The sequence below is a fragment of the Brevibacillus daliensis genome (assembly GCF_021245735.1).
GTDB classification, from domain to species: Bacteria; Bacillota; Bacilli; order Brevibacillales; family Brevibacillaceae; genus Brevibacillus_B; species Brevibacillus_B daliensis.
The window spans coordinates 65,222-88,343 of record NZ_JAJISB010000020.1; the positions used below are offsets into that span (position 1 = coordinate 65,222).

The following is a 23,122-nucleotide window of genomic DNA, read 5'->3' on the forward strand; positions in this document are numbered from 1 at the left end:
ACACTTGTGAAAGGAAGTGGGGTTGAAGTCATGTTCATGGGTGAATATCAACATAATATTGATGATAAGAACCGTTTGACCATCCCAGCTAAATTCCGTGATTCACTAGGTCTTTCCTTTGTTGTTACCCGAGGACTTGATCGCTGCTTATTTGTCTACCCGATGGATGAGTGGAAGGCATTAACCGAGAAACTGGCTTCTTTGCCGTTTACGAAAGCAGATGCTCGTGCCTTTACCCGATTTTTCTTTTCTGGTGCTGCTGAATGTGAGTGGGACAAGCAGGGAAGGGTAAATATACCTCCGCATCTGCGTGAACATGGTCGATTGTCAAAAGAGTGCGTTGTGATTGGCGTACAGAACCGTGTGGAGATTTGGAGCAAGAGCGAGTGGGATGCTTATTCTGAGGCACAGGAAGACTCCTTTGGAGAGATTGCCGAAAAGCTCGTAGATTTTAACTTATAGATTCGGGAGTTGACGAAGTTGTTTCATCATATCACTGTGTTGTTAAAAGAGGCTGTAGAAGGGCTTACTATTCGCCCGGACGGTGTCTATGTTGATTGTACATTGGGAGGCGCTGGTCACAGTTCTCTGATTGCCTCCAAGCTAAATGAGCAAGGCAGACTGATTGCGATTGATCAGGACGATGTTGCTTTGGCGAATGCAAAGGAAAAATTAAAAGAATATGGCGATAAAGTCATCTTGGTAAAAAGCAACTTCCTAAGTTTGAAAGAAGTCGTAGCTGATCTTGGCTACGAGGGTGTAGATGGTGTGCTGTTTGATCTGGGTGTCTCCTCTCCACAGCTTGATGTGGAAGAGCGTGGTTTTAGTTACAATGGCGATGCTCCATTAGACATGCGAATGGATCAACAGGCGACACTATCAGCCTACGATATTGTGAACGAGTGGGAAGAAGCGGAAATTACCAAAATTATCTTTGAGTATGGCGAAGAGAAGTTTGCCCGGAGAATTGCCCGGAATATTATTACTCACCGGGAAAAAGAACCAATCATGACAACCGGGCAATTAGTAGAGATCATTAAGGAAGCAATTCCAGCAGCAGCAAGACGCACGGGACCGCACCCTGCCAAGCGGACTTTTCAGGCGATTCGGATTGCCGTTAATGATGAGTTGAATGTTTTCCGTGAAGCTGTCGGGGATGCCATTGATATTTTGAATCCAGGTGGCAGAGTGAGTGTTATAACATTCCACTCCTTAGAAGATCGAATTTGTAAGCATGCTTACTTGGACAAGGCTAAGGGGTGTACGTGTCCACCAGCTTTTCCGCAATGTGCATGCGGTAATCAACCGATAGTGAAGGTGATTACGCGTAAACCTCTTCTACCTAGTGAAGAAGAATTAGAAATGAATCCGCGAGCAAGGTCAGCTAAACTTCGAATTGCGGAGAAATTGTAGTATCACTGTTGAAGTTAGTTTCGAACCAAGCGAGACATATGACAAATCGTAGATAAAACTTGAGTAAGTAGATGAGGGCGCTAGCTGCCAGAATTACCTTACATACATAGGGAGGGACAGGAGTGAGTTATTATTCACGGGGGAATTTAGCTTATGAAGTAAATCGTCAGCCAAAAACCTCAAAAAAAGTAAAAAGAACGGTAGTTGTCAGACCAGGAGTCCCCACAAGTGAAAAGCTTCTATACCTGTTTCTTATCGGTGTGTTGGTTGCGGCTGCGGGGTTTGTTGGTGTGCGCTATAGTGCCATTTCGCAAAACAACTATGAGATACAGAAGCTAAAGGGCGAAATTGCTAATAATAAAAGTCTAATTGAATCTATGAGACTAAAAGTGGACGAACTTCGTAATCCAAACCGTATTGAAGCAGAGGCTGCGAAACAGGGAATGGTTCGAAACATGGAATCTGTACGCATCATGACAAGCAAATCTGTTGGAAATACGGGAGAAACGAATACAAAACAGGCAAGAAACTAGACGAAAATGTTACTCACGCCATTGAGTAACATTTTCTTTTAGAACTGGAGTATAAAAGGACTTCCATGGGGAGGGGGGAAACCTGGTGAAAATGAAACAACGGATGAAGTCACGTGGTGTTTTTGTTGGTTTTTGTATTCTACTTGGCTTTTTCTTACTCATCTCACGGTTATGGTGGGTACAAATTGTAGATGATGACCGGCTTATGAAAATGGGTGAAGCTCAGTGGAGCAGTACTACGACACTTGATCAAAAGCGAGGAACGATTTACGACCGCAATGGAATCGCTCTCGCATATGATGGACCTGCATATAAAATAGAGGCACAAGTTAAACCGAATCTAAATGCAAAAGGTGAACCTGACTCGGATGATTACGTGCAAGACCCAGTGATGACAGCACAAAAGCTGTCTGCCGTAATGAATGTACCCTATGAAAAACTCTTAAACCGTCTAACGGGCAATCCAAATGCTAAATGGGTTGAATTGGGTCCTGAAGCAGGTAAGCTAACACTAGATCAGAAAAACAAGATCTTAGATATTCAATACCCAATGAATCCTGATACAGGTGCACGTGCGAAGAAAAATCAAATGCCAGGTATTAAGATATCAGAAGTAAGTAACCGTTTCTATCCAAAGGGCAAATATGCCGCTCATGTACTTGGGTTTCTTGATTACAAAAATGATGCTGTAATGGGGATAGAAAAACAGTATGACCCTAAACTGAAGGGCAAACCGGGTAGGTTGGAGACAATTAAAGATGGAGCTGGCTATCAGTTGCCTGATGGTGAAGTGGATTTCCAGCCAGCAGTCGATGGACAAAATATTACGCTGACTATTGATCATCAGATCCAAAGCTATGTAGAACAAGCGTTAGATCGAGTGAATGCGGATTTTAAACCAAAAGGGATGACGGTAATCGTAGCAGATCCTCATACCGGTGAGGTTCTGGCGATGTCCAATCGTCCTCATCATGATCCTAACGATTATCGTAACATTGAGAACTACTCCAACTATGCGGTCAGCTATACGTTTGAGCCTGGTTCTACATTCAAGATTATTACATTGGCGGCATCCATTGAAGAAGGGGTTTTTGCCAGAAATAAACATTTTGAATCAGGAAGTTTTAAAAGATGGAAGTCTGGCCCTGCTATCTATGACCATAGACGTGAGGGGTGGGGCCCGATCTCTTACCTAAACGGGGTACAACGCTCCAGTAACGTGCTATTTGCTATTCTTGGTTATGACAAGCTAGGTCAGGAAAAAATGGCTCACTATTTTGATGCGTTTGGCTTTGGGAAGAAAACAAATATTCAGTTACCAGGAGAAGGGGTAGGGAATCTCAGAAACGTTACCAATCCGAACAAGTTCTCACCACGTGACCTTGCTGTAACAACGATTGGACAAGGGGTAACCGTAACACCTATTCAACAGGTAGCAGCAGTGAGTGCGATCGCCAATGGCGGGAAGCTGATGCAACCTATGATCGTGAAAGAGATCACTGATCCCCATTCTGGTAAAGTCCTGGAGCGTATTGAGCCCAAGGAAGTAGGTAGACCAATCTCGGAGGCAACTGCCAAAGAGACGCGTGAAATCCTGCAAACGGTTGTGGATGGAACGTATAAGGAAGGTGCAACAGGTAGATCATTTAAGCTAGATCATTATAGTGTTGCCGGTAAAACGGGTACCGCCCAAAAGTATAATGACAAAGGTAAGATTGTGGATGGTAAATACATTTATTCCTTTATCGGGTTCGCTCCGGTAGAGAATCCGAGACTTCTCGTTTATGTGGTAGTAGATGATCCTGCAGTAAATATCCCTTCCTATGAGGTAGGTAGTACGATTATCGCACCGATTTTCAAGTCAGTCATGCAGCAGAGCTTGCAATACCTTCAAGAGACTCCTGACCTGAATGCACTACGAAAAGAAGCGGAAGTCGTTGAGCAATCTGAGGTTAAACAAATCACGGCTCCTGAACTGATTAATTTGACCACGGAACAGGCTAAGTCTCGTGCGAAAGAGGCGGGTTTGGAGCTGGAAGTAATGGGTTCGGGTCAAAAAATCGTAAATCAGGTACCGGCAGCCTTTGAAAAAGTGGGACCAGGAACCAAGCTGGTAGTGGTAACGGATGGCGCTAAAGCTTTTAAAATGCCGGATTTCAAAGGAAAGTCAATGCGTGAGGTCCTTGAATATAGTCACCTGATGGGGATGGCTGTAAATGCCACAGGTACCGGGTATGTCGTAGAGCAAAATATAGAACCGGGCAAAGCTTTAACCGGAAAAGAAAGCATCCAGGTTAAGTTAAGTCCACAGTATCAACAGTAGACAAGAAGTTCTAACACTTCTCCAAGTGGAATAGGGTAAGAAAGACAACCCTTATTCGCAGGGAGGAGTGTTTTTTATGCGGGTATCCAATGCTACGGTACGACGCAGAATTTTTATTGCGCTTGTTTTTGGAATCCTTTTGTTCATGGCTCTTATTTCACGACTTGGCTATCTGCAAATCTTTGAGGGTCAGTGGTTGCAAGAAGAAGCGAACAAGCTATGGACCAGAAACATTAATTTTGAGGCGAAACGAGGCATTATCAAGGATCGTCATGGAGATGATCTAGTAGAAAACACCACTGTACCTTCTGTAATAGCTGTACCAGCTCAGGTAACGACTCCAGAAGAAACTGCAGCTAAGCTGGCAGTAATTCTGGAGGAAAGCGAAGAGAAGATCTATAAGGCGATTACAACTCGTACTATGCAGATTCGAGTACCGGGAGGGCGCAAAATATCAGAGGAGAAGGCAGAACAAATTCAAAAAATGATGCTGCCAGGAATCATGGTAGCTGATGACTCAAAGCGATTTTATCCGAATGGAACATTGTTAGCACAGGTTCTTGGCTTTACAGGAATTGATAATCAAGGTCTAACTGGACTGGAAAAAATGTATGATAAACTATTACAGGGAACTTCTGGATATGTCTCGTTCCCAACCGATGCAGGTGGCAGAGCCATGCCGGGTCATGCGGAGAAGTATGTAGCTCCAGTAAACGGGATGGATATGTATTTAACCATCGATAAGCAGATACAGACCTTTCTGGAACGAGAGATGGATCAGGCGATGGTTGCTTATCAGCCGGATGATATATTAGCGGTTGCCATGAATCCGAAGACAGGTGAGATTTTGGGGATGGCGTCGAGACCAACCTATCATCCAGAGAAGTATCAGGAGTATGCACCAGATATTTTTAACCGGAACCTCCCCATCTGGAAAACGTATGAGCCGGGTTCTACCTTTAAGATCGTTACGTTAGCAGCAGCACTACAGGAAGGCGTCGTTGACCTGAAAGAGAGTTTTTATGATCCTGGTCATATAACTGTTGCGGGGGTACCTCTTCGTTGCTGGAAGCGACAAGGGCACGGATCAGAGACGATGCTTGAAGTGGTTGAGAATTCTTGCAACCCGGGATTCGTGACGATGGGACAGCGCTTGGGAAAAGAAAGATTATTCCAATACATTACGGACTTTGGTTTTGGAAAGAAGACAGGTGTTGATTTAATTGGTGAATCAAATGGAATCCTGTTTAAAATGAGTCAGGTAGGTCCTGTGGAGCTGGGTACGACGTCGTTTGGTCAAGGGGTATCGGTAACCCCTATCCAGCAAATGGCAGCCGTTTCGGCGGCGATAAATGGTGGTAAACTGATGAAGCCATACAGCGCTAAGGAATGGAGAGACAGTGTTACCCACGATGTTGTCGGGCGAACTGAGCCGGTGGAAATACGCAAAGTTATTTCCGAGGAAACATCCAAGAAAGTTCGGGAGTCATTGGAGAGCGTAGTCGCAAGAGGTACAGGTCATAATGCATATATTGAAGGCTACCGAGTAGGGGGAAAAACGGGTACAGCCCAAAAATCTGTGAATGGTCGGTATTTGTCTAACGAGTACATCGTTTCCTTTATTGGATTCGCTCCTGCCGATGATCCGCAAATCCTCGTTTACGTTGCTGTAGACAATCCAAAAGCACAAGCTTTTGGAGGAACGATTGCAGCACCTGTTGTTAAAAATATTTTGGAGTCTTCTTTACCGTATTTGGGTGTCACAAAACGTCCTTCCACCATTCAAAGGGAGATTGCCTATGGAGACGTGAAATTTGTTGAGATTCCTAATTTGGTAAACATGACGATGAAAGAAATTACCAACTCTTACTATACCATGCCTCTAGAAGTCTCAGGTAAGGGTAAATACGTGATTAAACAGTCTCCTGCACCGGGCGTGAAGGTGGAGGAAGGTTCAAAAATTCGTGTCTACCTTGGTGACAAAATGGCTGATTAGCTATACAATATATCTTCGTAGAGGGAGGAGTGCTTCTCCTCCTTTTGCAAGCCATTTGTTTTGAAATGAAACATCTTTTGTCAATACTAGTTGGAGATTGGGGTGCCATTGTATGTTGTTACGGGAGTTGCTTGCTCCTTTGCTGATCAGCCGTGTGATTGGTGAGACTGATGTTGAAGTAAAAGGAATCACTGCTGATTCTAGACAAGTGAAACCAGGATACCTGTTTATTTGTTTAAACGGTTTCACTGTGGATGGTCATAGGTTCGCGGCTACAGCTAAAGAAAAGGGAGCAGTTGCCATACTTGCCGAAAATGAGGTTGATGTGGATGGAACGGTTATCTATGTTTCCGATTCCAGACGGGCAATGGCTTATCTTGCAGATCGGTTCTATGGGTCTCCCACACAAGAGCTGAAGGTGATTGGTGTAACCGGGACCAATGGAAAGACGACGACCACGCATTTGATTGATAAAATATTGTCGGACTATGAAAAACGAACAGGTTTGATTGGCACGATACATATGCGAATTGGAGACCAGGTTGTATCATCGAAGAACACGACACCTGACATTCTGGATCTGCAATCAGCTTTCCGCCGCATGCGCGATGTAGATACGGATTATGCCATAATGGAGGTATCGTCGCATGCGTTAGATATGGGCAGAGTCCATGGCTGTAATTTTCATACTGCTATCTTTACCAATATCACGCAGGATCATCTGGATTACCATAAAACCTTTGAAAACTATCGATTTGCCAAATCCCTGCTGTTTTCACAATTGGGTAACCAGTATGATCAACATACGTGCAAGACAGCGGTATTAAATGCAGACGAGGAAACCTCTGCGTTTTTTGCGCAAGTAACCTCGGTACGGATCCTAACCTATGGAATTGAGCAGGAAGCGGATATTCGCGCGCGCGACATTCGGTTGACTTCGGCTGGTACCAGCTTTACTGTAGATACTTATGCGGGTAGCTGTGATATCTACATGAAGCTGGCGGGCAAATTTAATATTTATAACGCACTTGCCGCTATTGCTGCTACCCTGATTGAAGGTGTACCGCTTGCTTCCATCAAGGCTAGCTTAGAAGAGATCAAGGGTGTGAACGGAAGATTTGAATCCGTCTTGTGCGGACAGGATTTTGCTGTGATTGTAGACTATTCACACACGCCAGACAGTCTGGAAAATGCGCTCATTACTGCGAAAGAATTCGCTTCGGGAGAGATTATTTGTGTAGTAGGTTGCGGTGGGGATCGAGATCGAACCAAACGCCCAATTATGGCGGGTATTGCAACAAAGTATGCTGCTTACAGCGTCTTTACATCAGATAATCCTCGCTCCGAACAACCTGAAACCATTCTAGAAGATATGCTAACAGGCGTAACAGATGTAAATGAGAGTAGCTATATCACCATTGTGAATAGAAGAGAAGCGATTGCACATGCAGTTCGACGTGCAAAAGCTGGAGATTGTATCCTGATTGCCGGTAAAGGTCATGAAACGTATCAGGAAATAAAAGGACAGATTTTCCCATTTGATGATCGGGAAGTTGCAAAGGAAGCCATCTATGAACAACAGAAAAACAACTCACGTAGCTAAAACAATCTTTACCGTTTGGGGAAGGAGGTAGGGGCATGCCATTTGATAATGTTTTGTTTATTACAATACTCGCAGCTTTTCTGATCGCCGTTTTAATTGGACCGCTGTTTATTCCGATGTTGCGTCGATTGAAATTCGGTCAGAGCATTCGTGAAGAAGGCCCCCAATCTCATCTGAAAAAGGCAGGAACGCCTACGATGGGTGGTACCATCATTGTTCTTGCCCTCTTGTTTACCGTTTTGAAATTTGCACAATGGGATACCGAGCTTCTATTCCTGATTGTGGTTACATTCGGATATGGCTTAATCGGTTTTCTTGATGACTTTATTAAAATCAAGAAGAAGAGAAATCTGGGTTTAACAGCAAAGCAAAAATTCGCAGGGCAAATTCTGCTTGCGATTGTTGCCTATTTGTTGTTAGTAAAAATGGGTCATAGCACGGTCCTTTCCATTCCAGGAACCTCGATTGATTTTGATCTAGGCTGGATGTATTTCCCGTTCTTGCTCTTCTTGCTGGTAGGAAGTACGAATGCAGTGAACCTGACAGATGGTCTCGATGGCCTCTTGGCAGGAACAAGCGCAATAGCGTTCGGTGCCTATGCAATTATTGCTTGGAATGCTTCTAACATGGATACGGCTATCTTCAGCGCAGCTGTTGTGGGTTCTGTGCTAGGGTTCCTGGTGTTTAATGCACATCCTGCCAGAGTATTTATGGGGGATACCGGCTCACTTGCGCTAGGGGGCGCACTCGCTGGTATTGCCATTCTGACAAAAACAGAAATTTTGCTTGCAGTAATTGGAATTGTATTCGTGATTGAAACCCTATCCGTTATCATTCAGGTTATATCCTTTAAAACCAGAGGAAAACGCGTGTTTAGAATGAGTCCGCTTCACCACCATTACGAATTGTCTGGATGGTCGGAATGGCGTGTCGTTGTAACCTTCTGGCTGGTAGGAATCCTGTTTGCTGGATTAGGCGTCTACCTAGAGGTGATACACTAACATGGACATGTATAAGGACAAGCAAGTAGTCGTTCTCGGGTTAGCGAAAAGCGGTGTGGCAGTTGCAAAACAGTTACACCGCTTTGGTGCAACTGTTATTGTTAACGATCAAAAGCCTAGAGAAGAAGCATATGGCTACGAAGAACTAGAAGCATTGGGTATTAAAGTAATTACAGACGGACATCCTGATGATTTGATTCATGAAGGAATTTCACTAGTAGTGAAAAACCCGGGAATACCATATGAAGTAAAACCGATTCAACAGGCGTTGACCTTCTCCATTCCGGTTATAACAGAGGTGGAACTGGCTTATCGTCTTTCTCGTGCTCCGTTAATTGGCATAACAGGTTCCAACGGAAAAACTACGACCACCACTCTGGTAGGTCTTATTCTGCATGCGGCAAGCGTTGACTCGGTGGTGGGTGGTAATATTGGGACTGTGTTATGTAGCCTAGCAGAAGAAATGGAAAAGGATCAGTATTTGGTAGCCGAATTAAGCAGCTTTCAGTTGATGGGGACACAAACTTTTAAACCACATATTGCTACCATCCTGAACCTATATCCTGCTCATCTTGATTATCACCATTCAATGGAAGAGTATACCAAGGCTAAATGCAAAATTTTTGCCAATCAGACAGAGGAAGATTATGCCGTCATTCCATATGATCATGAGCGAGTCATAAACGTGTGTAAAAACATTCGGGCAAAAGCTTATTATTTTAGTATAAGACATGAAGTGGATCGAGGAGCTTATGTCAGAGATGGTATGATTTGTTATAAAGACGAGACAGGTGATGAGGAAATCATCATGAAGGCAAGCAAACTGTCTCTACCAGGAGAATTTAACCTTGAAAATGCCTTGGCAGCTATCGTGATCAGTAAATTGGCTGGGGCAGATAATGATTCCATTAAGCACGTCCTGCAATCATTTAGCGGCGTTGAGCACAGATTGGAGTTCGTTGATACATTGGTTGGTGTTAAGTATTACAACAATTCCAAAGCAACCAATCCAGAGGCAGCTATCAGGGGTATAGAGGCATTTAAAGAACCATTGGTACTCATTGCTGGAGGTCTTGATCGCGGAATTGATTTTATGGAAATGCTTGAATCGTTTAACAAACATGTAAAAGCAATCATTACCTTTGGTCAAACCTCTACTGTTTTGCAGAAAAGAGCGGAAGAGGCAGGGATTGAACTCAGATTTGCCGTCGATACTGTGGATAGCGCTGTTCAAAAAGCAGCATCTGTCGCAGAAGCGGGTGATGTTGTGTTGCTAAGTCCTGCCTGTGCTAGTTGGGATATGTTTCCTTCCTATGAGGTAAGGGGGAGCATGTTTAAGGACAGCGTGCATAAACTTAGAAACAAGCCGAGATAAACTAGTCCCTTTTGCACTGCGTACGCGGTTGTCAGGGGGACGGCGTACGAAAGGATGGCTTGCGAATGAGTAAGGTACGATCTGCCCCTGATTTTGTGATTGTGTTTGTAACTCTTCTTTTGCTGGGGATCGGAATTGTTATGGTGTACAGCGCAAGTGCTGTATTTGCCCAACACAAATTCTCCGATCCCTACTTTTTTACCAAGCGGCAAATCATTTTTGCCATTCTGGGGATCGTCTCCATGTATTTGATGATGAACCTGGATTACTGGGTATTTAAGAAATGGGCGAAAGCAGGATTTATCGTCAGTTTAGCGTTGTTGGTGTTAGTACTAGTAATTGGACGAGAAGTAAATGGTTCAAAAAGCTGGTTAGGTTTTGGTTCATTCGGTATCCAGCCTGGGGAGTTTGCCAAATTCGGCGTGGCAGCTTTTCTTGCCCAATGGCTTTCCGATAATCAAAAACATATTGTGTTGTTTGGCAAAGGATTATTTCCAGCCTTACTGATTCCTGTTGCTTGTTTTGGATTAATTATGTTACAACCAGATCTAGGTACGGGTAGTGTATTAATGGGGATGGCCATTTTGATGATCTTTGCTGCAGGGGCAAAAGTGAGTCATTTTGCCGGACTTGCTGTGCTTGGACTTGTAGGATTTGTTGGTCTTGTGTTGTCCGCACCATACAGGATGGCACGCATTACATCTTTTCTTGATCCGTGGTCGGACCCACTTGGTTCGGGATATCAGATCATTCAATCCCTGTATGCAATTGGCCCAGGAGGATTATTAGGACTTGGGTTGGGAGGAAGCAGACAAAAATTTTCCTATTTGCCAGAGCCCTACAATGATTTTATTTTTTCCATCATTGCGGAAGAGTTGGGTTTTGTTGGCGGGACGTTGGTACTCCTATTATTCCTGCTGCTCCTATGGCGAGGAATGAGGGTGGCGATCACAGCTCCTGACCTGTTTGGCAATTTGTTAGCCCTTGGTATCATAGGGATGATTGGCATTCAGGTTACGATTAATGTAGGCGTAGTTACGGGAATGTTTCCTGTTACGGGTATAACGTTGCCATTTTTAAGCTACGGTGGCTCGTCACTTACGCTGATGCTAACACAAGTAGGAATACTGCTTAATATCTCCCGTTTTTCCAGATAACAATCAACTGTAAAGAGATGGGTGATACTAGTGAGAGTGGTACTAACTGGGGGAGGAACTGGGGGACATATTTATCCGGCACTTGCGGTAGCAAAAGAAATTTTGCGTCATGAACCGCAAGCTGCCTTTTTGTATATTGGGACAAAACGCGGGCTGGAATCAATCATTGTCCCCAAACATAACATTCCGTTTCAATCGGTGGAAATCTCCGGCTTCAAGCGAAGTTTGTCACTGGAAAACTTCCGCACAATCATGAAGTTTTTCCGAGCGGTATCCGATGCCAAACGCATGTTGAAGGAATTTAAACCAGATGTGGTTATAGGAACGGGCGGCTATGTATGTGGTCCCGTCGTGTATGCTGCTACCAAATTAGGGATTCGTACGGTGATTCATGAACAGAATGTGGAACCGGGCATTACAAACAAATTCTTGTCCCGTTACGTAAATAAAGTGGCGGTTTCATTTGAAGATTCACTTCCATATTTCCCCTCAGCTAAAACGATAGTAACAGGTAATCCGCGCGCTACCGAGGTTGTAAGCAGTAATCCGGAAAAAGGGAGAAGCAATCTGCAAATCCCTGCCGGTAAAAAAATTGTCCTGTTAGTGGGGGGAAGCCGAGGTGCTAGAGCGATTAATGAAGCTACATTAGCAGCAATTCCTCAATTCTCTCAGTACCCGGATTGTCATTTTGTATATGTAACAGGAGACGTGCATTACGAGTCAATTAAGGAACGAATAGATAAACAGAGAGAGAAGCCAACTAACTTCACTGTAGTCCCTTACGTAGATCAAATGCCAGATTTGCTTTCAGCAACTCATGTTATCGTCAATCGAGCAGGAGCATCGTTTTTAGCTGAAATCACCGCGTTAGGAATTCCAGCAATATTAATACCATCACCTTATGTTACCAATAATCATCAAGTGAAAAATGCCCGCGGATTGGAAAAAGAAGGAGCGGCAGAGGTTATTTTAGAGAGTGAACTAAATGAGGCAATACTGATGAATAAAATTGATGCTATCCTTCATCAGGAAGGTCGTTGGCAAAAAATGAGGGAAGCATCCCTTTCATTAGGTATGCCGGAGGCGGCAACGAACTTGTATCGATGCCTTGCATAAGAGTAAGCCTACTATAGGCGTTTGTCACGCTGGGTCGGGAATCTGCATACGATGAAGCAAACACGTGATAGATTTTGTTCCGACCTAGCATTTGTGTCAGGAGGTTCGTATGAGACATATAGCAGATGAACTAGAACAAGCAAATGTTGGAAATGTATGGGTGGATGAACCTCTCGCTAAGCACACGACCTGGCGAATTGGAGGTCCCGCAGATCTATTGATTCAACCCACTGATAAAGAAGCCTTGATAAGGGCTGTACAGATCATCCACCATCACAATCTTCCCTGGATTGCTATTGGGCGCGGTTCTAACCTTCTGGTGAGGGATAGAGGGATTCGGGGAGCCGTGTTTAAAGTGGCTCAGGGCTTAAGCCACTGCGAATTCGAGGGAAATAAGGTGCGTGTTGGTGCCGGTTATTCGATGGTTCGTTTGACGGTGGAGGCTGGCAAAAGAGGGTTGACCGGCTTGGAGTTTGCGGGGGGGATCCCCGGTTCCGTTGGCGGGGCGGTCTACATGAATGCTGGGGCACATGGATCAGATCTTTCACGTATCCTTATAAGCGCCGAAATCCTTTTCGAAGACGGAGAAACAAAAGTGCTATCCAACGAAGAACTACAGTTTAGCTATCGCACTTCCCTGCTTCAAGAGCGTAAAGGTATTGTGATGGAAGCTACTCTTCAATTACAGCCTGGAGATAGAAAAGAGGTTGCTGCCTCTCTGGCTCGGTTTAAAGACCGTAGATTAAAGACGCAGCCATTTACTTCCCCATGTGCGGGAAGCGTCTTCAGGAATCCGCCTGGCGACCATGCAGGCCGACTAATTGAGGCTTGCGGGTTGAAAGGATATACCGTTGGGGGTGCCCAAATATCAGAGATGCACGCTAATTTTATCGTGAATCGAGGAGGAGCGACGGCAACCGACGTCCTCACCGTAATTGAGCATGCGCGATCTACGATTAAGGAAAAGTTCCAAGTAGACCTGCATACGGAAGTTTTGGTGATCGGCGAGGGGTAACACGGAGGTGAAAGTTTGGAAGCTTTTGCTATCGAAGGCGGAAAACCTCTGTCCGGGACGCTACGAATTCATGGAGCAAAGAATGCGGCTCTACCGATTCTTGCAGCAACAGTACTGGCTGAAGGGCAATTTGAAATCCATGATGTGCCTCATTTAAAAGATATTGAGGTCATGTTGAAAATCCTAAGTGAAATTGGGGCAAAAGTTAGTCATAAGGAGCATTGTGTCAGTATAGATACAAGTCAGATACACGAGACGCATGTTCCAGATGAATTGATGGGGCAAATGCGCTCTTCCATTTTTCTAATGGGACCTCTTCTGGCACGTTTTGGAGAGGTAACGATCTCTCGTCCAGGTGGCTGTGCTATCGGAGAAAGAAGGATCGACCTGCATTTGTCTGGACTCACTGCTTTAGGAGCAGAATACGTTGATGCAGAAGGGTATATTACCTTTCGATCCAAAAGTTTGCTTGGGAATAAAATATTTTTAACATTCCCAAGTGTAGGAGCAACTGAGAATCTTATGATGGCTGCCGTTCTGGCGGAAGGGACCACGAGCATTTGCAATGCGGCTCGGGAACCAGAGATTGTAGATTTACAGAATTTCCTAAATGCAATGGGAGCCAAGGTTCGTGGTGCAGGAACTGATACAATTGTGATCGAAGGGGTTCCAAAACTAGCGTCAGTCAGTTACAGAGTGATCCCGGACAGAATTGTGACAGGAACTCATTTGTTAGCTGTAGGAATCGCTAAAGGACATATTGAACTTCACAATACAGTACCTGATCATGTGACGGCTCTAATAGAAATGATCCGTGGGAGCGGTGTTGAAATCAAGGTTCGCCATGATATAATGGAAATAAAAAACACTTCTCGTCCACATCCGATCAATCGGATTATGACTTCGCCGTATCCAGGTTTTCCCACAGATTTGCAAGCGCAGATGATGGCATATTTATCACTCGCAAATGGCACCAGTTTAATGAAGGAAACGGTGTTTGAGGGGCGATTCAAGCATGTAACAGAACTTGAACGCATGGGTGCATCTATTTATGTTGATCTGGGAACTGCTTTCATTCGAGGTGTTGATAAGTTTTATGGAGCCTCTGTGGAAGCATCTGACTTGCGAGCTGGTGCAGCATTGGTGTTAGCCGGTTTAGCGGCACAGGGAACTACTTGTGTCCAGCAGATCCATCATATAGATCGTGGATATGAACGAATCGAGAGACAACTGCAACAGTTGGGTGCTTCAATTTCTCGTATAAACATATAAACGGACAGGGGGAGCGGCATGTTTAGTATGCCGCTTCTCCTCTGTTTTACGGATTAGTAGTTGAAATGGAGGAAGTAATAAATGACCAGGTATGCCGATGAACGCATCCCACTGGTAAAAAATACGACGCCCCGGAAAAAAAGAGCGAAGAAAAGACTGGTAACACTTCTCATCCTGTTTTTTATCATTGTTTTGAGCGTAGTGTTTTTTCGATCTCCATACAGTAAAGTATCCGAGATTCAGGTTTACGGAAATATGCTTTACACGAAAGAGCAAATTTTAGCAGCAGCTAACGTAACCGTTGGTATGCAGTTTATTAATGTTTGGAACAGCGATGTGAAAGAAGGAATTGGTACGTTAAAGGGTATCAAGGAAGTAACGATTTCTCGAGATTTTCCCGGGGTTATTCGCTTGAATATACAGGAATATCGACGTGTAGCTCTCTATGTAAACGGACAAAAACCTACATACTTGTTGGAAAATGGTAGCTTGCTGGAACCGCCAGCACAGGCGGTTTTATTGGACAGGCCTGTCATCCAATTGTGGTCAAAAGATAATGAGAAAACACTCGTTAGTCTTGCAGAAGCACTTGCTTCCATGCCTTCAGGTATCTTGTATGAAGTCTCAGATATTTCTCTTACCCCCACTAAATTTGATGATGAGCGGCTCACTCTACACATGAGAGATGGGAATGAAGTACGTACGAATCTTACTCACCTTAAAAAGAAACTCCCATGGTATCCCGCAATTGTTCAGGAAGTTCCTAAGGAAAAAAATGGAGTTGTTCATTTGTTTGAGGTAAGCTGGTTTGAGGATTATGAAACGTATAAGAAAAATTCACTACCAGCTACTAATAATCAATCGACCTCTCCCACCAATCAGGAAGGTACTGGAACCAACGATAGCGATGCTTCTACACAAAATCCAGATACGGAATCCTCTAGCCAAACGCAAGGTGAGGCGGGCCAAACAGGAGCGTCTGGTCAAGCTGATCAAGGTAACCAGAATTCAGGACAATCCCAATCTCCAACTGATGAGAACAATCCGAACTAATCGAATTTGTAAGGATTGGTTTTACTGTCATGAACATTGGCTGGCAACCATTTCAAAAAAACTACCGTCTACTATTGCTAGGGGACGAAAGGTGACTATAACATGCAAATACGTAAATTTCATGTCTATTTGACATTAGTTATGTTTAGTACCGGCTTTTTGATGGCCAGTTCCATAGAATTGACGCAATCAACCAAAAAAAGCAGGGAAAATGAAAACGAACTTCAGCAAGAAATGAGTTTGAATGAACGTATCATAGCTGAACGTGAAAAAAATCGTAGCCTGGAGATTCAATCTCTCGACAGGCAACGAGATATCTCAAAAATTGAGGAAGAATTAGCCAAGCATGAGACAGATGCCGCTGGACTTCTTGCGAATCTGGAAGAGGCACGAATGCTTGCTGGCACCGTTCCGGCAGAAGGAGCTGGAATCGTAGTGACCCTACGTGATAACCCTAGTTCGAATAGTCAAAACGTCATACAAAACATTGTTCATGAACAAGATATTTGGCGCGTAGTAAATGAGTTGTACGCTGCCGGTGCAGAAGGTGTCAGTGTAAATGATCAAAGACTGGTTACCAGCTCATCTATCAGATGCGTAGGTCCTACCGTGATTGTTAATGGCGTAAAATCAGCTGCACCGTTTGTCATAAAAGCTGTAGGTGACCCTGATACATTGGAAGCTGCTCTACATCTTCCAGGTGGGGTCGTGGATGTTTTTGATGGTTTTATCAAGATTGAATCTGGCAAGAAAGAAAACATTCAACTGCCGGCTTTTCTTGGTGATGCAAAAGTTGGCAAATCTGTATCCTGAAACAGGTGATATTGATGGGACAAAACCGCAAAATAACGTTTATCTTGACTACTATAAGTGCTATTATAGGTGTGATGCTCGCTGTACAATTACAGAGTAATTTGCATCCTCTGCAATCGGAATCCAGAAGTATTACGGAGCTTAGAAAAGTTTTATTGCAAGAACAGGAAAAAAGTAAGGTGCTTTTAGCCGATATATCTAAACAGGAGCAACTTTTGTCCCAATATCAAGAATCTCTTGATTCAGTTGATAGCATCGGTGTTATGAAAGAAGAGTTAAGCCGTGCGCAAAAGCAGGCGGGGCTGGCATCTGTTTCAGGAAAAGGGATTATTATCCAAATAGAGCAAGATCCAATATTGAATGAACAGTGGGATGCGGAAAACTTGCCCTTACCAGACCCTTCTAATTTAGTACTAGATGTAGACTTGCGCTGGCTAACGAACGAATTATTAGCCAATGGGGCACAAGTTCTCTCCATAAACAATAATCGCTTGTTATCAAATAGCTCGATACGTAATGTGGGAGAAAAGATCCAAGTGGACACCAAGACGATCCGTATGCCATATGAAATCAAAGCATTAGGTAATCCGGATACTTTGATTAGTAGTATGAAACTGGAGGGTCTCGAGGAGTTTTTCAGGTCCGTTAACATGAAGGTCACAATAGAAGAGAGAGAGAATCTGGTGATACCTGCTTTCAACGGAACCAAGCACATTCAACACATGAAGCCAATTAAGGCTAAAGGAGATTCTTAATATGTGGTTGCCCATTGTTGGATTGATTGCGGGGGTTGTTTTTGGGTTCTACTTAAATATTAACGTACCGCAGGAATATAGTAGTTACCTCTCCATAGCACTATTGGCTGGTCTTGATACCATATTTGGTGGCATACGTTCGCATTTGGAACGAGTGTTTAACGTGCGAGTATTTATATCTGGCTTTTTTTTCAATACGCTATTTGCTGCTGGACTAGCCTTTTTAGGAGCATTTCTGGGTATAGACTTGTACCTGGCAGCGATTGTAGCCTTCGGTGTGCGCCTTTTTAACAATCTGGCGATTATCCGAAGAATTCTATTAGCAAACTGGTTAAATAAGCGAGATGTCTAACATTTTCATAAAAAAGATTGAAAGAAAAAAAGGGAATGGTTATCTAGTGTGGAATAGATTATGCAGATGTTATCACGTATACAAAGTACAAGTTGAACTAGGGGAGGTGTCACAGGTTTGGTAACTAGTCAAACTGATCTTATCGTCAGCATCGATATCGGAACCTCAAAGGTGCGGGTTATGATTGGAGAAGTCAACAATGGCACAATTAACATTATTGGAGTTGGACAATCGCACTCTGAAGGTATTACGAAGGGCACTATCGTAGATATCGACCAAACCGTGCATGCAATCCGTGAAGCAGTTGATCATGCAGAACGTATGGTAGGAGTAACAATTGAAGATGTGTATGTCGGAATATCTGGCACTCATATAGAATTATTCGAAACGCAAGGCGTGGTAGCAGTCTCCAGTGAGGATAGAGAGATTCGTGAAGAAGACATTGATCGCGTAATCCAGGCTGCTAAAGTCGTTGCACTACCGCCAGATCGTGAAATTATCGATGTTGTTCCGACTGAATTTGTCGTTGACGGTTTAGGAAAGATAAAAGATCCACGTGGAATGATTGGTGTCCGTCTAGAAATGGAAGGAACAATCGTGACAGGATCTAAAACTGTGATTCACAACGTAGTCCGTTGTGCGCAGCGAGCCGATCTGAATGTTGCTGGTATCTTTCTGCAACCATTGGCTGCAAGTTCTGTTGCCTTGTCCAAGGATGATAAGAATTTAGGTGTTGTTCTTGTAGATATTGGTGCTGGTTCTACAACCATTGCTGTTTTCGAGCAAAATCAATTGATTGCTACCTCCACTCTAGCTATTGGTGGAGACCATATTACGAATGACATTGCACTTGGATTGCGCACACAGACAGAAGTAGCTGAAAAAATGAAGCGTAAACATGGTTGCGCTTTAATCGACGAGGCATCTGAAGAAGAAAAGTTTAAAGTTAGCCGCATCGGTAGTGAAGTGGAGAAACAATTCACTCAAGTTGATCTTGCCACTATTATCGAACCAAGGGCAGCCGAAATTTTTAACTTGATTGATGACGAAGTATATCGACTTGGATTTGAAAATGAGATTGCCGGGGGATTTGTTTTAACTGGGGGCACCGTTTCCATGCCAGGTATGCTAGAGTTAGCAAAAGAAGAATTGGCTGCTCCTGTTAGGATCGCCATTCCTGATTATATTGGAGTTCGCGATCCGGGATATACAATAGGCGTCGGACTTATTCAATATGCGTCCCTGATGAATGATTACCGAGCAAAAAAACCTGTTGCTGCTAAGACGGTTAGTCGACCTGCTCAATTAGCTCCGAAAAAGGAGAAATCAGGTAACCTTGTAGAAAAAATGAAGAACTGGTTTAGTGAATTTATCTAGTGAACCGAACAAATAGAGATAATGTTCGATTGCCCCGTCAGCCTGCAACGATAGGTCTAGACAAAAGGGAAAAGCGTGAATGAATGAGGAGGAACTTTCAGATGCTCGAATTTGACTTGGATATGGAACAATTAGCGCAAATAAAAGTAATTGGTTGTGGCGGAGGCGGTAGCAATGCTGTTAACCGCATGATCGCTGGCGGGGTGCAGGGCGTCGAGTTTATTACTGTAAATACGGATGTGCAGGCACTTCACCTTTCAAGTGCACCAATTAAACTACAAATCGGAGAAAAATTAACTCGTGGTCTTGGAGCTGGTGCTAATCCTGATGTAGGAAAAAAAGCAGCGGAAGAGAGCCGCGAGATGATTGAAAACGCTCTTCGTGGTGCAGATATGGTATTTGTAACTGCGGGTATGGGCGGTGGTACCGGTACAGGTGCTGCTCCTGTTATTGCTGAAATTGCGAAAGAGATCGGTGCTTTAACCGTTGGGGTAGTAACAAGACCTTTCTCATTTGAAGGAAGAAAACGTTCCACTCAAGCGGATGCAGGGATTGCTGCATTGAAAGAAAAGGTAGATACATTGATTGTGATACCTAATGATCGACTATTGGAAATTGTAGACAAAAACACACCTATGCTAGAAGCGTTCCGCACAGCGGATAACGTACTTAGCCAAGGTGTTCAAGGTATCTCTGATCTAATCGCTACGCCTGGTCTAATTAACCTAGATTTTGCAGATGTCAAAACAATTATGACAGAACGCGGTTCTGCTTTGATGGGTATCGGGGTAGCAAGTGGAGAAAATCGTGCAGCAGAAGCAGCACGCAAAGCAATCTCCAGTCCACTTTTGGAAACCTCCATCGATGGCGCGCGCGGCGTTCTGATGAATATTACTGGTGGAACTAATTTAAGTCTGTATGAAGTAAATGAAGCTGCTGATATTGTTTCATCGGCTGCTGATCCTGAAGTTAATATGATCTTTGGTGCAGTGATTAACGAAGATTTGAAAAACGAAATTCTCGTAACGATTATTGCAACCGGTTTTGCAGAAAACCAACGTGGTACGCAGCAAGCTGCTCGCCATTCTCAAGGGCAAACACAAGCAACACAACAGCCGATGCGTGGTACCGTTTCTCCACAACAACAGCAGCAACCATCTGCTGCCCCTTCTCGTACACGTGAAGTAGAAGATGACAGAATCAATCTAGGCAATTTAGACAATCTGGATATTCCAGCATTCTTGCGCAATCGTCGTCGAAAGAAATAAGAAGTCTACCATATGAAAATGAAACCCTTGTCTCTATAGAGGCAAGGTTTTTTTTGACAAAATAGGAATTTATAAAAATTCCTATTTGCATAAGTGCAACTAAGGCCTTGGAAAATATGGAAAAAGTTCGTTCGATGGTTTTTAAAGAAATAGCATCCAATCGTACTCAATACTACGCTGCACTTGCAGATAAGCTAATTTTTGTCTGCGAATGCTATGTTAAAATATACTTAATAGCTGTTTTTATAAACATGGTGAAGCGATGCAAGGTACCTCCGTGGCAGAGTTATATTTTAATAGGCTACACATAACTGGGATAGGGGATTTTAACATATGTTTGATAAGGTACTAATCTCAGCCTTAAAAAATAGTGGCGTATCTATTTTAGAAGAGTATAAGGAAAATGGTTGGGACATTAATAAAAAAATACTTTGTTATGAAGCAGCCTATACACCAGACTTACCGCTTTCTTTTGCTATTGAGAGTAAAGCAACAGGAGCAATTCGTTGGTTGGTGGAGCAAGACGCAAATCTAAATGACAAAGATTCTCCAGCGATTGTAGGGGCAGTACAACATCTCGATGAAGCAGATATCAGGTATTTAGTTCAACACGGTGCAAAAGTTCATTTACAAGATAGGGTAAAGAAAAATGCCTATGGAGCCGCCGTTTATAGTAAACAATTCGAAAAATTAACACTGGTACAATCACTTGGATTATCTGTTGAAAAATATGGAGGAGAGGCATTTAGAAAGGTTGTAGGAAATTTCAATAAAAAAGCAATCGATTTCTTTATTGAAAATAAGGTGGATATTAATTATAACAAGCCAGATATGGTTTATCCGTGGGGACCAACACCGCTTGAAGTAGCAATTAGATATATTGGTTCGTTAGATTTAGTGAAGTATTTGATTGAACAAGGTGCTGATTTTATGAAGCCCAATAAAGAAGGTGCGCGTCCGTATATTGTAGCGGTTATCGAGCAGAAAGAGGAAATAGCAGCTTATTTAAAGGCGCTAGAGCCACAGGAGTATCATGATCAGGAAAATAAACGATATGAATTAAGAAATGCAAATATGTCTGAAGAGATGATTGCCTTTCTTCAAAGTGATCAATTAAAAATTGAATTTCCAGAAAATGATTTATGTATATCGTATATAGAATTCTTACCAGCTATGAATACTTTTTGGTATCAAATTAGGCGGAGTAAGTTTATTCAAATAAGTAAAGTTATTGATAATTATTCATCAATATTAATTCTTTGGCATCCATCTAAAAAGAAATTGTATTTTTATGATGTAGAACATGCAGAGTTATATGAAATTGGGTCATTCAAACAGTTCATAGTTGAACCTTATAAAACGATAGATAATTATTTTAATAGTTAGAGTATTTTAATAGTTAGAGTATTTTAGTAGATGGAAATATATTACGGAGAAAGAGAAACAAAACAACTACGCAAAATTAATATTTTCTTGGGTGGTGAATAGTAATGGAAAATATCTATAAAGACATTGATATTGTTATTGATAAGATGAAAGCAGCTCTAGAAGCAAGGCGAGAACAAGATCGCCAATATTCCACCAAGTATCCAATTGATGTAATAACAGAGGCAGAAGAACAAGATATTCTAATCGTTTCTGACAAATGGAGCTTGCCTGATGAGTACTTGTACTTTTTGAAGCGTTATGTTCCTTTATCTGTTTCTTGGAACACAGATGAATATATAAATCTTGATATTTTTGGCGCAAAAGACTTAATACAAGGTCAATGGGGATACAATTATAATCCTGTTACGGATGAAGCAATTACAGATTGGCCCACTGACTATCTTGTCATTGCTTCAGATGAAGGTAATCCCTATTGTATCGATTTATCAAAAAGGAATACGGTCATTTATACTGCTGAACATGGAACTGGTTCTTGGGATTTTTCTATTGCCTATGATAATCTTGTTGAGTTTCTTCAAAGTTCCTTATTGCCTTGCACACCCAATGAGTGGGATATATGCGAGTCTGAGCAGTATGATTACTATAAAATATTTATTACAGGTTCGGGAAGCGATAAAATAAAAACGCTGGTTTTCATTAAAAAAATGTTTGGTTGTGACTATTCACAAGCGAAAAAATATATGGAAACAGTGCCTTTACAAGTGTATAAAGGCATTGCTTCGGGTGCTACCAAAGTTGAGAGCGAACTGAAAAGAATAGGTACGGATTATGAGATACGTAAAATTACTACAGACGAATTTTTCAAAGGATAGAGATGATATTTGTATTGCTACGAGTTATGAGCATGTTACCAAGATAAATATCACAAGAGGTGCATTAATCTAATTGTAAAGAGCTGTCCCATAAGTCATGAAAATTGACAATGGGGCAGCCCTTACATTTTGTTAAACAAAAAAACCAATTGAATGACTCCGTTTTCATTTCACCTTACCCATGCAGAGGTCGAAATAGCTATCACGCGAATCGTTATACCTTTGTATGGGAAAAATTGATTTCTTATAATGACCACTATAGTGGCATGCAGAAGAAGCACATATTTTGTCTGCGAATTCGTTAAGGTCCAGTGAGGAAGAGAGGACTCTTTTTGACCCGCACTCTTTGTTGTACAGCTAGGTTGGACCTCAAATAGTTCTGGACAAAAAAAGCTTCTTCTGCTAACGGATTCAGTGTAACAACAAAATCTACAGCTGG

At 42.8% G+C, this 23,122-nt stretch carries 20 protein-coding genes; all 20 read left to right on the forward strand.

The window, feature by feature from the left end:
• Positions 1-30 precede the first annotated feature (30 nt).
• The 20 genes from mraZ to LM917_RS15260 all read left to right on the forward strand — a co-directional run bounded on the left by mraZ (position 31) and on the right by LM917_RS15260 (position 22,683).
• Positions 31-462, forward strand: coding sequence for a division/cell wall cluster transcriptional repressor MraZ (gene mraZ / locus LM917_RS15165; RefSeq protein WP_232698429.1), 432 nt, complete (start codon positions 31-33; stop codon positions 460-462).
• A 9-nt stretch (positions 463-471) separates the two neighbouring features.
• Positions 472-1,413, forward strand: coding sequence for a 16S rRNA (cytosine(1402)-N(4))-methyltransferase RsmH (gene rsmH, locus LM917_RS15170; RefSeq protein ID WP_232698377.1), 942 nt, complete (start codon positions 472-474; stop codon positions 1,411-1,413).
• A gap of 122 nt (positions 1,414-1,535) precedes the next feature.
• A complete protein-coding gene (gene ftsL, locus LM917_RS15175; RefSeq protein ID WP_232698378.1) occupies positions 1,536-1,946 on the forward strand; it encodes a cell division protein FtsL in 411 nt (136 codons plus the stop codon).
• Between the two features lie 91 nt (positions 1,947-2,037).
• A complete protein-coding gene (locus tag LM917_RS15180; RefSeq protein ID WP_232698430.1) occupies positions 2,038-4,269 on the forward strand; it encodes a PASTA domain-containing penicillin-binding protein in 2,232 nt (743 codons plus the stop codon).
• A 76-nt stretch (positions 4,270-4,345) separates the two neighbouring features.
• A complete protein-coding gene (locus tag LM917_RS15185) occupies positions 4,346-6,265 on the forward strand; it encodes a stage V sporulation protein D (protein ID WP_232698379.1) in 1,920 nt (639 codons plus the stop codon).
• Between the two features lie 112 nt (positions 6,266-6,377).
• Positions 6,378-7,868 carry a UDP-N-acetylmuramoyl-L-alanyl-D-glutamate--2,6-diaminopimelate ligase gene (locus LM917_RS15190; RefSeq protein WP_232698380.1) on the forward strand — a complete coding sequence of 497 codons (1,491 nt, stop codon included), beginning with the start codon at positions 6,378-6,380 and terminating at the stop codon, positions 7,866-7,868.
• Positions 7,869-7,903: 35 nt separating this feature from the next.
• Complete coding sequence (gene mraY / locus LM917_RS15195; protein ID WP_232698381.1) at positions 7,904-8,869, forward strand: phospho-N-acetylmuramoyl-pentapeptide-transferase; 966 nt, start codon at positions 7,904-7,906, stop codon at positions 8,867-8,869.
• Position 8,870: 1 nt separating this feature from the next.
• Positions 8,871-10,244 (forward strand): UDP-N-acetylmuramoyl-L-alanine--D-glutamate ligase, encoded by a 1,374-nt coding sequence (gene murD, locus LM917_RS15200; protein ID WP_232698382.1) that lies wholly within the window; start codon positions 8,871-8,873, stop codon positions 10,242-10,244.
• A 65-nt stretch (positions 10,245-10,309) separates the two neighbouring features.
• Positions 10,310-11,401: a stage V sporulation protein E gene (spoVE, locus tag LM917_RS15205; RefSeq protein WP_232698383.1), complete on the forward strand. Its 1,092-nt coding sequence runs from the start codon at positions 10,310-10,312 to the stop codon at positions 11,399-11,401.
• A gap of 30 nt (positions 11,402-11,431) precedes the next feature.
• On the forward strand, positions 11,432-12,517 hold the full coding sequence (gene murG / locus LM917_RS15210; protein ID WP_232698384.1) for an undecaprenyldiphospho-muramoylpentapeptide beta-N-acetylglucosaminyltransferase: 1,086 nt from the start codon (positions 11,432-11,434) through the stop codon (positions 12,515-12,517).
• A gap of 109 nt (positions 12,518-12,626) precedes the next feature.
• Complete coding sequence (murB, locus tag LM917_RS15215) at positions 12,627-13,532, forward strand: UDP-N-acetylmuramate dehydrogenase (RefSeq protein ID WP_232698385.1); 906 nt, start codon at positions 12,627-12,629, stop codon at positions 13,530-13,532.
• Between the two features lie 15 nt (positions 13,533-13,547).
• Complete coding sequence (gene murA / locus LM917_RS15220) at positions 13,548-14,804, forward strand: UDP-N-acetylglucosamine 1-carboxyvinyltransferase (protein WP_232698386.1); 1,257 nt, start codon at positions 13,548-13,550, stop codon at positions 14,802-14,804.
• A gap of 81 nt (positions 14,805-14,885) precedes the next feature.
• The gene (locus LM917_RS15225; protein ID WP_232698387.1) at positions 14,886-15,857 is read left to right on the forward strand and encodes a cell division protein FtsQ/DivIB; all 972 of its coding nucleotides are present in this window, start codon (positions 14,886-14,888) and stop codon (positions 15,855-15,857) included.
• 102 nt (positions 15,858-15,959) lie between these two features.
• Complete coding sequence (locus LM917_RS15230; RefSeq protein WP_232698388.1) at positions 15,960-16,670, forward strand: DUF881 domain-containing protein; 711 nt, start codon at positions 15,960-15,962, stop codon at positions 16,668-16,670.
• 14 nt (positions 16,671-16,684) lie between these two features.
• Positions 16,685-17,425: a DUF881 domain-containing protein gene (locus tag LM917_RS15235; protein ID WP_232698389.1), complete on the forward strand. Its 741-nt coding sequence runs from the start codon at positions 16,685-16,687 to the stop codon at positions 17,423-17,425.
• Position 17,426: 1 nt separating this feature from the next.
• Entirely contained in the window at positions 17,427-17,777 is a 351-nt protein-coding gene (locus tag LM917_RS15240) for a small basic family protein (RefSeq protein ID WP_232698390.1), read from the forward strand.
• A gap of 117 nt (positions 17,778-17,894) precedes the next feature.
• The gene (gene ftsA, locus LM917_RS15245; protein ID WP_232698391.1) at positions 17,895-19,154 is read left to right on the forward strand and encodes a cell division protein FtsA; all 1,260 of its coding nucleotides are present in this window, start codon (positions 17,895-17,897) and stop codon (positions 19,152-19,154) included.
• Between the two features lie 101 nt (positions 19,155-19,255).
• Complete coding sequence (ftsZ, locus tag LM917_RS15250) at positions 19,256-20,422, forward strand: cell division protein FtsZ (protein WP_232698392.1); 1,167 nt, start codon at positions 19,256-19,258, stop codon at positions 20,420-20,422.
• A 333-nt stretch (positions 20,423-20,755) separates the two neighbouring features.
• Positions 20,756-21,808 carry an ankyrin repeat domain-containing protein gene (locus LM917_RS15255; RefSeq protein WP_232698393.1) on the forward strand — a complete coding sequence of 351 codons (1,053 nt, stop codon included), beginning with the start codon at positions 20,756-20,758 and terminating at the stop codon, positions 21,806-21,808.
• A gap of 104 nt (positions 21,809-21,912) precedes the next feature.
• On the forward strand, positions 21,913-22,683 hold the full coding sequence (locus tag LM917_RS15260) for an SMI1/KNR4 family protein (RefSeq protein ID WP_232698394.1): 771 nt from the start codon (positions 21,913-21,915) through the stop codon (positions 22,681-22,683).
• The last annotated feature ends 439 nt before the right edge of the window (positions 22,684-23,122 follow it).

What these genes read in the sequence shown, in the direction of transcription:
- mraZ (WP_232698429.1), top strand. Translation starts at nt 31, where the DNA reads ATGTTCATGGGTGAATATCAACATAATATTGATGATAAGAACCGTTTG.
- LM917_RS15180 (WP_232698430.1), top strand. Translation starts at nt 2,038, where the DNA reads ATGAAACAACGGATGAAGTCACGTGGTGTTTTTGTTGGTTTTTGTATT.
- LM917_RS15185 (WP_232698379.1), top strand. Translation starts at nt 4,346, where the DNA reads ATGCGGGTATCCAATGCTACGGTACGACGCAGAATTTTTATTGCGCTT.
- LM917_RS15190 (WP_232698380.1), top strand. Translation starts at nt 6,378, where the DNA reads ATGTTGTTACGGGAGTTGCTTGCTCCTTTGCTGATCAGCCGTGTGATT.
- mraY (WP_232698381.1), top strand. Translation starts at nt 7,904, where the DNA reads ATGCCATTTGATAATGTTTTGTTTATTACAATACTCGCAGCTTTTCTG.
- murD (WP_232698382.1), top strand. Translation starts at nt 8,871, where the DNA reads ATGGACATGTATAAGGACAAGCAAGTAGTCGTTCTCGGGTTAGCGAAA.
- spoVE (WP_232698383.1), top strand. Translation starts at nt 10,310, where the DNA reads ATGAGTAAGGTACGATCTGCCCCTGATTTTGTGATTGTGTTTGTAACT.
- murB (WP_232698385.1), top strand. Translation starts at nt 12,627, where the DNA reads ATGAGACATATAGCAGATGAACTAGAACAAGCAAATGTTGGAAATGTA.
- LM917_RS15225 (WP_232698387.1), top strand. Translation starts at nt 14,886, where the DNA reads ATGACCAGGTATGCCGATGAACGCATCCCACTGGTAAAAAATACGACG.
- LM917_RS15230 (WP_232698388.1), top strand. Translation starts at nt 15,960, where the DNA reads ATGCAAATACGTAAATTTCATGTCTATTTGACATTAGTTATGTTTAGT.
- LM917_RS15235 (WP_232698389.1), top strand. Translation starts at nt 16,685, where the DNA reads ATGGGACAAAACCGCAAAATAACGTTTATCTTGACTACTATAAGTGCT.
- LM917_RS15240 (WP_232698390.1), top strand. Translation starts at nt 17,427, where the DNA reads ATGTGGTTGCCCATTGTTGGATTGATTGCGGGGGTTGTTTTTGGGTTC.
- ftsZ (WP_232698392.1), top strand. Translation starts at nt 19,256, where the DNA reads ATGCTCGAATTTGACTTGGATATGGAACAATTAGCGCAAATAAAAGTA.
- LM917_RS15255 (WP_232698393.1), top strand. Translation starts at nt 20,756, where the DNA reads ATGTTTGATAAGGTACTAATCTCAGCCTTAAAAAATAGTGGCGTATCT.
- LM917_RS15260 (WP_232698394.1), top strand. Translation starts at nt 21,913, where the DNA reads ATGGAAAATATCTATAAAGACATTGATATTGTTATTGATAAGATGAAA.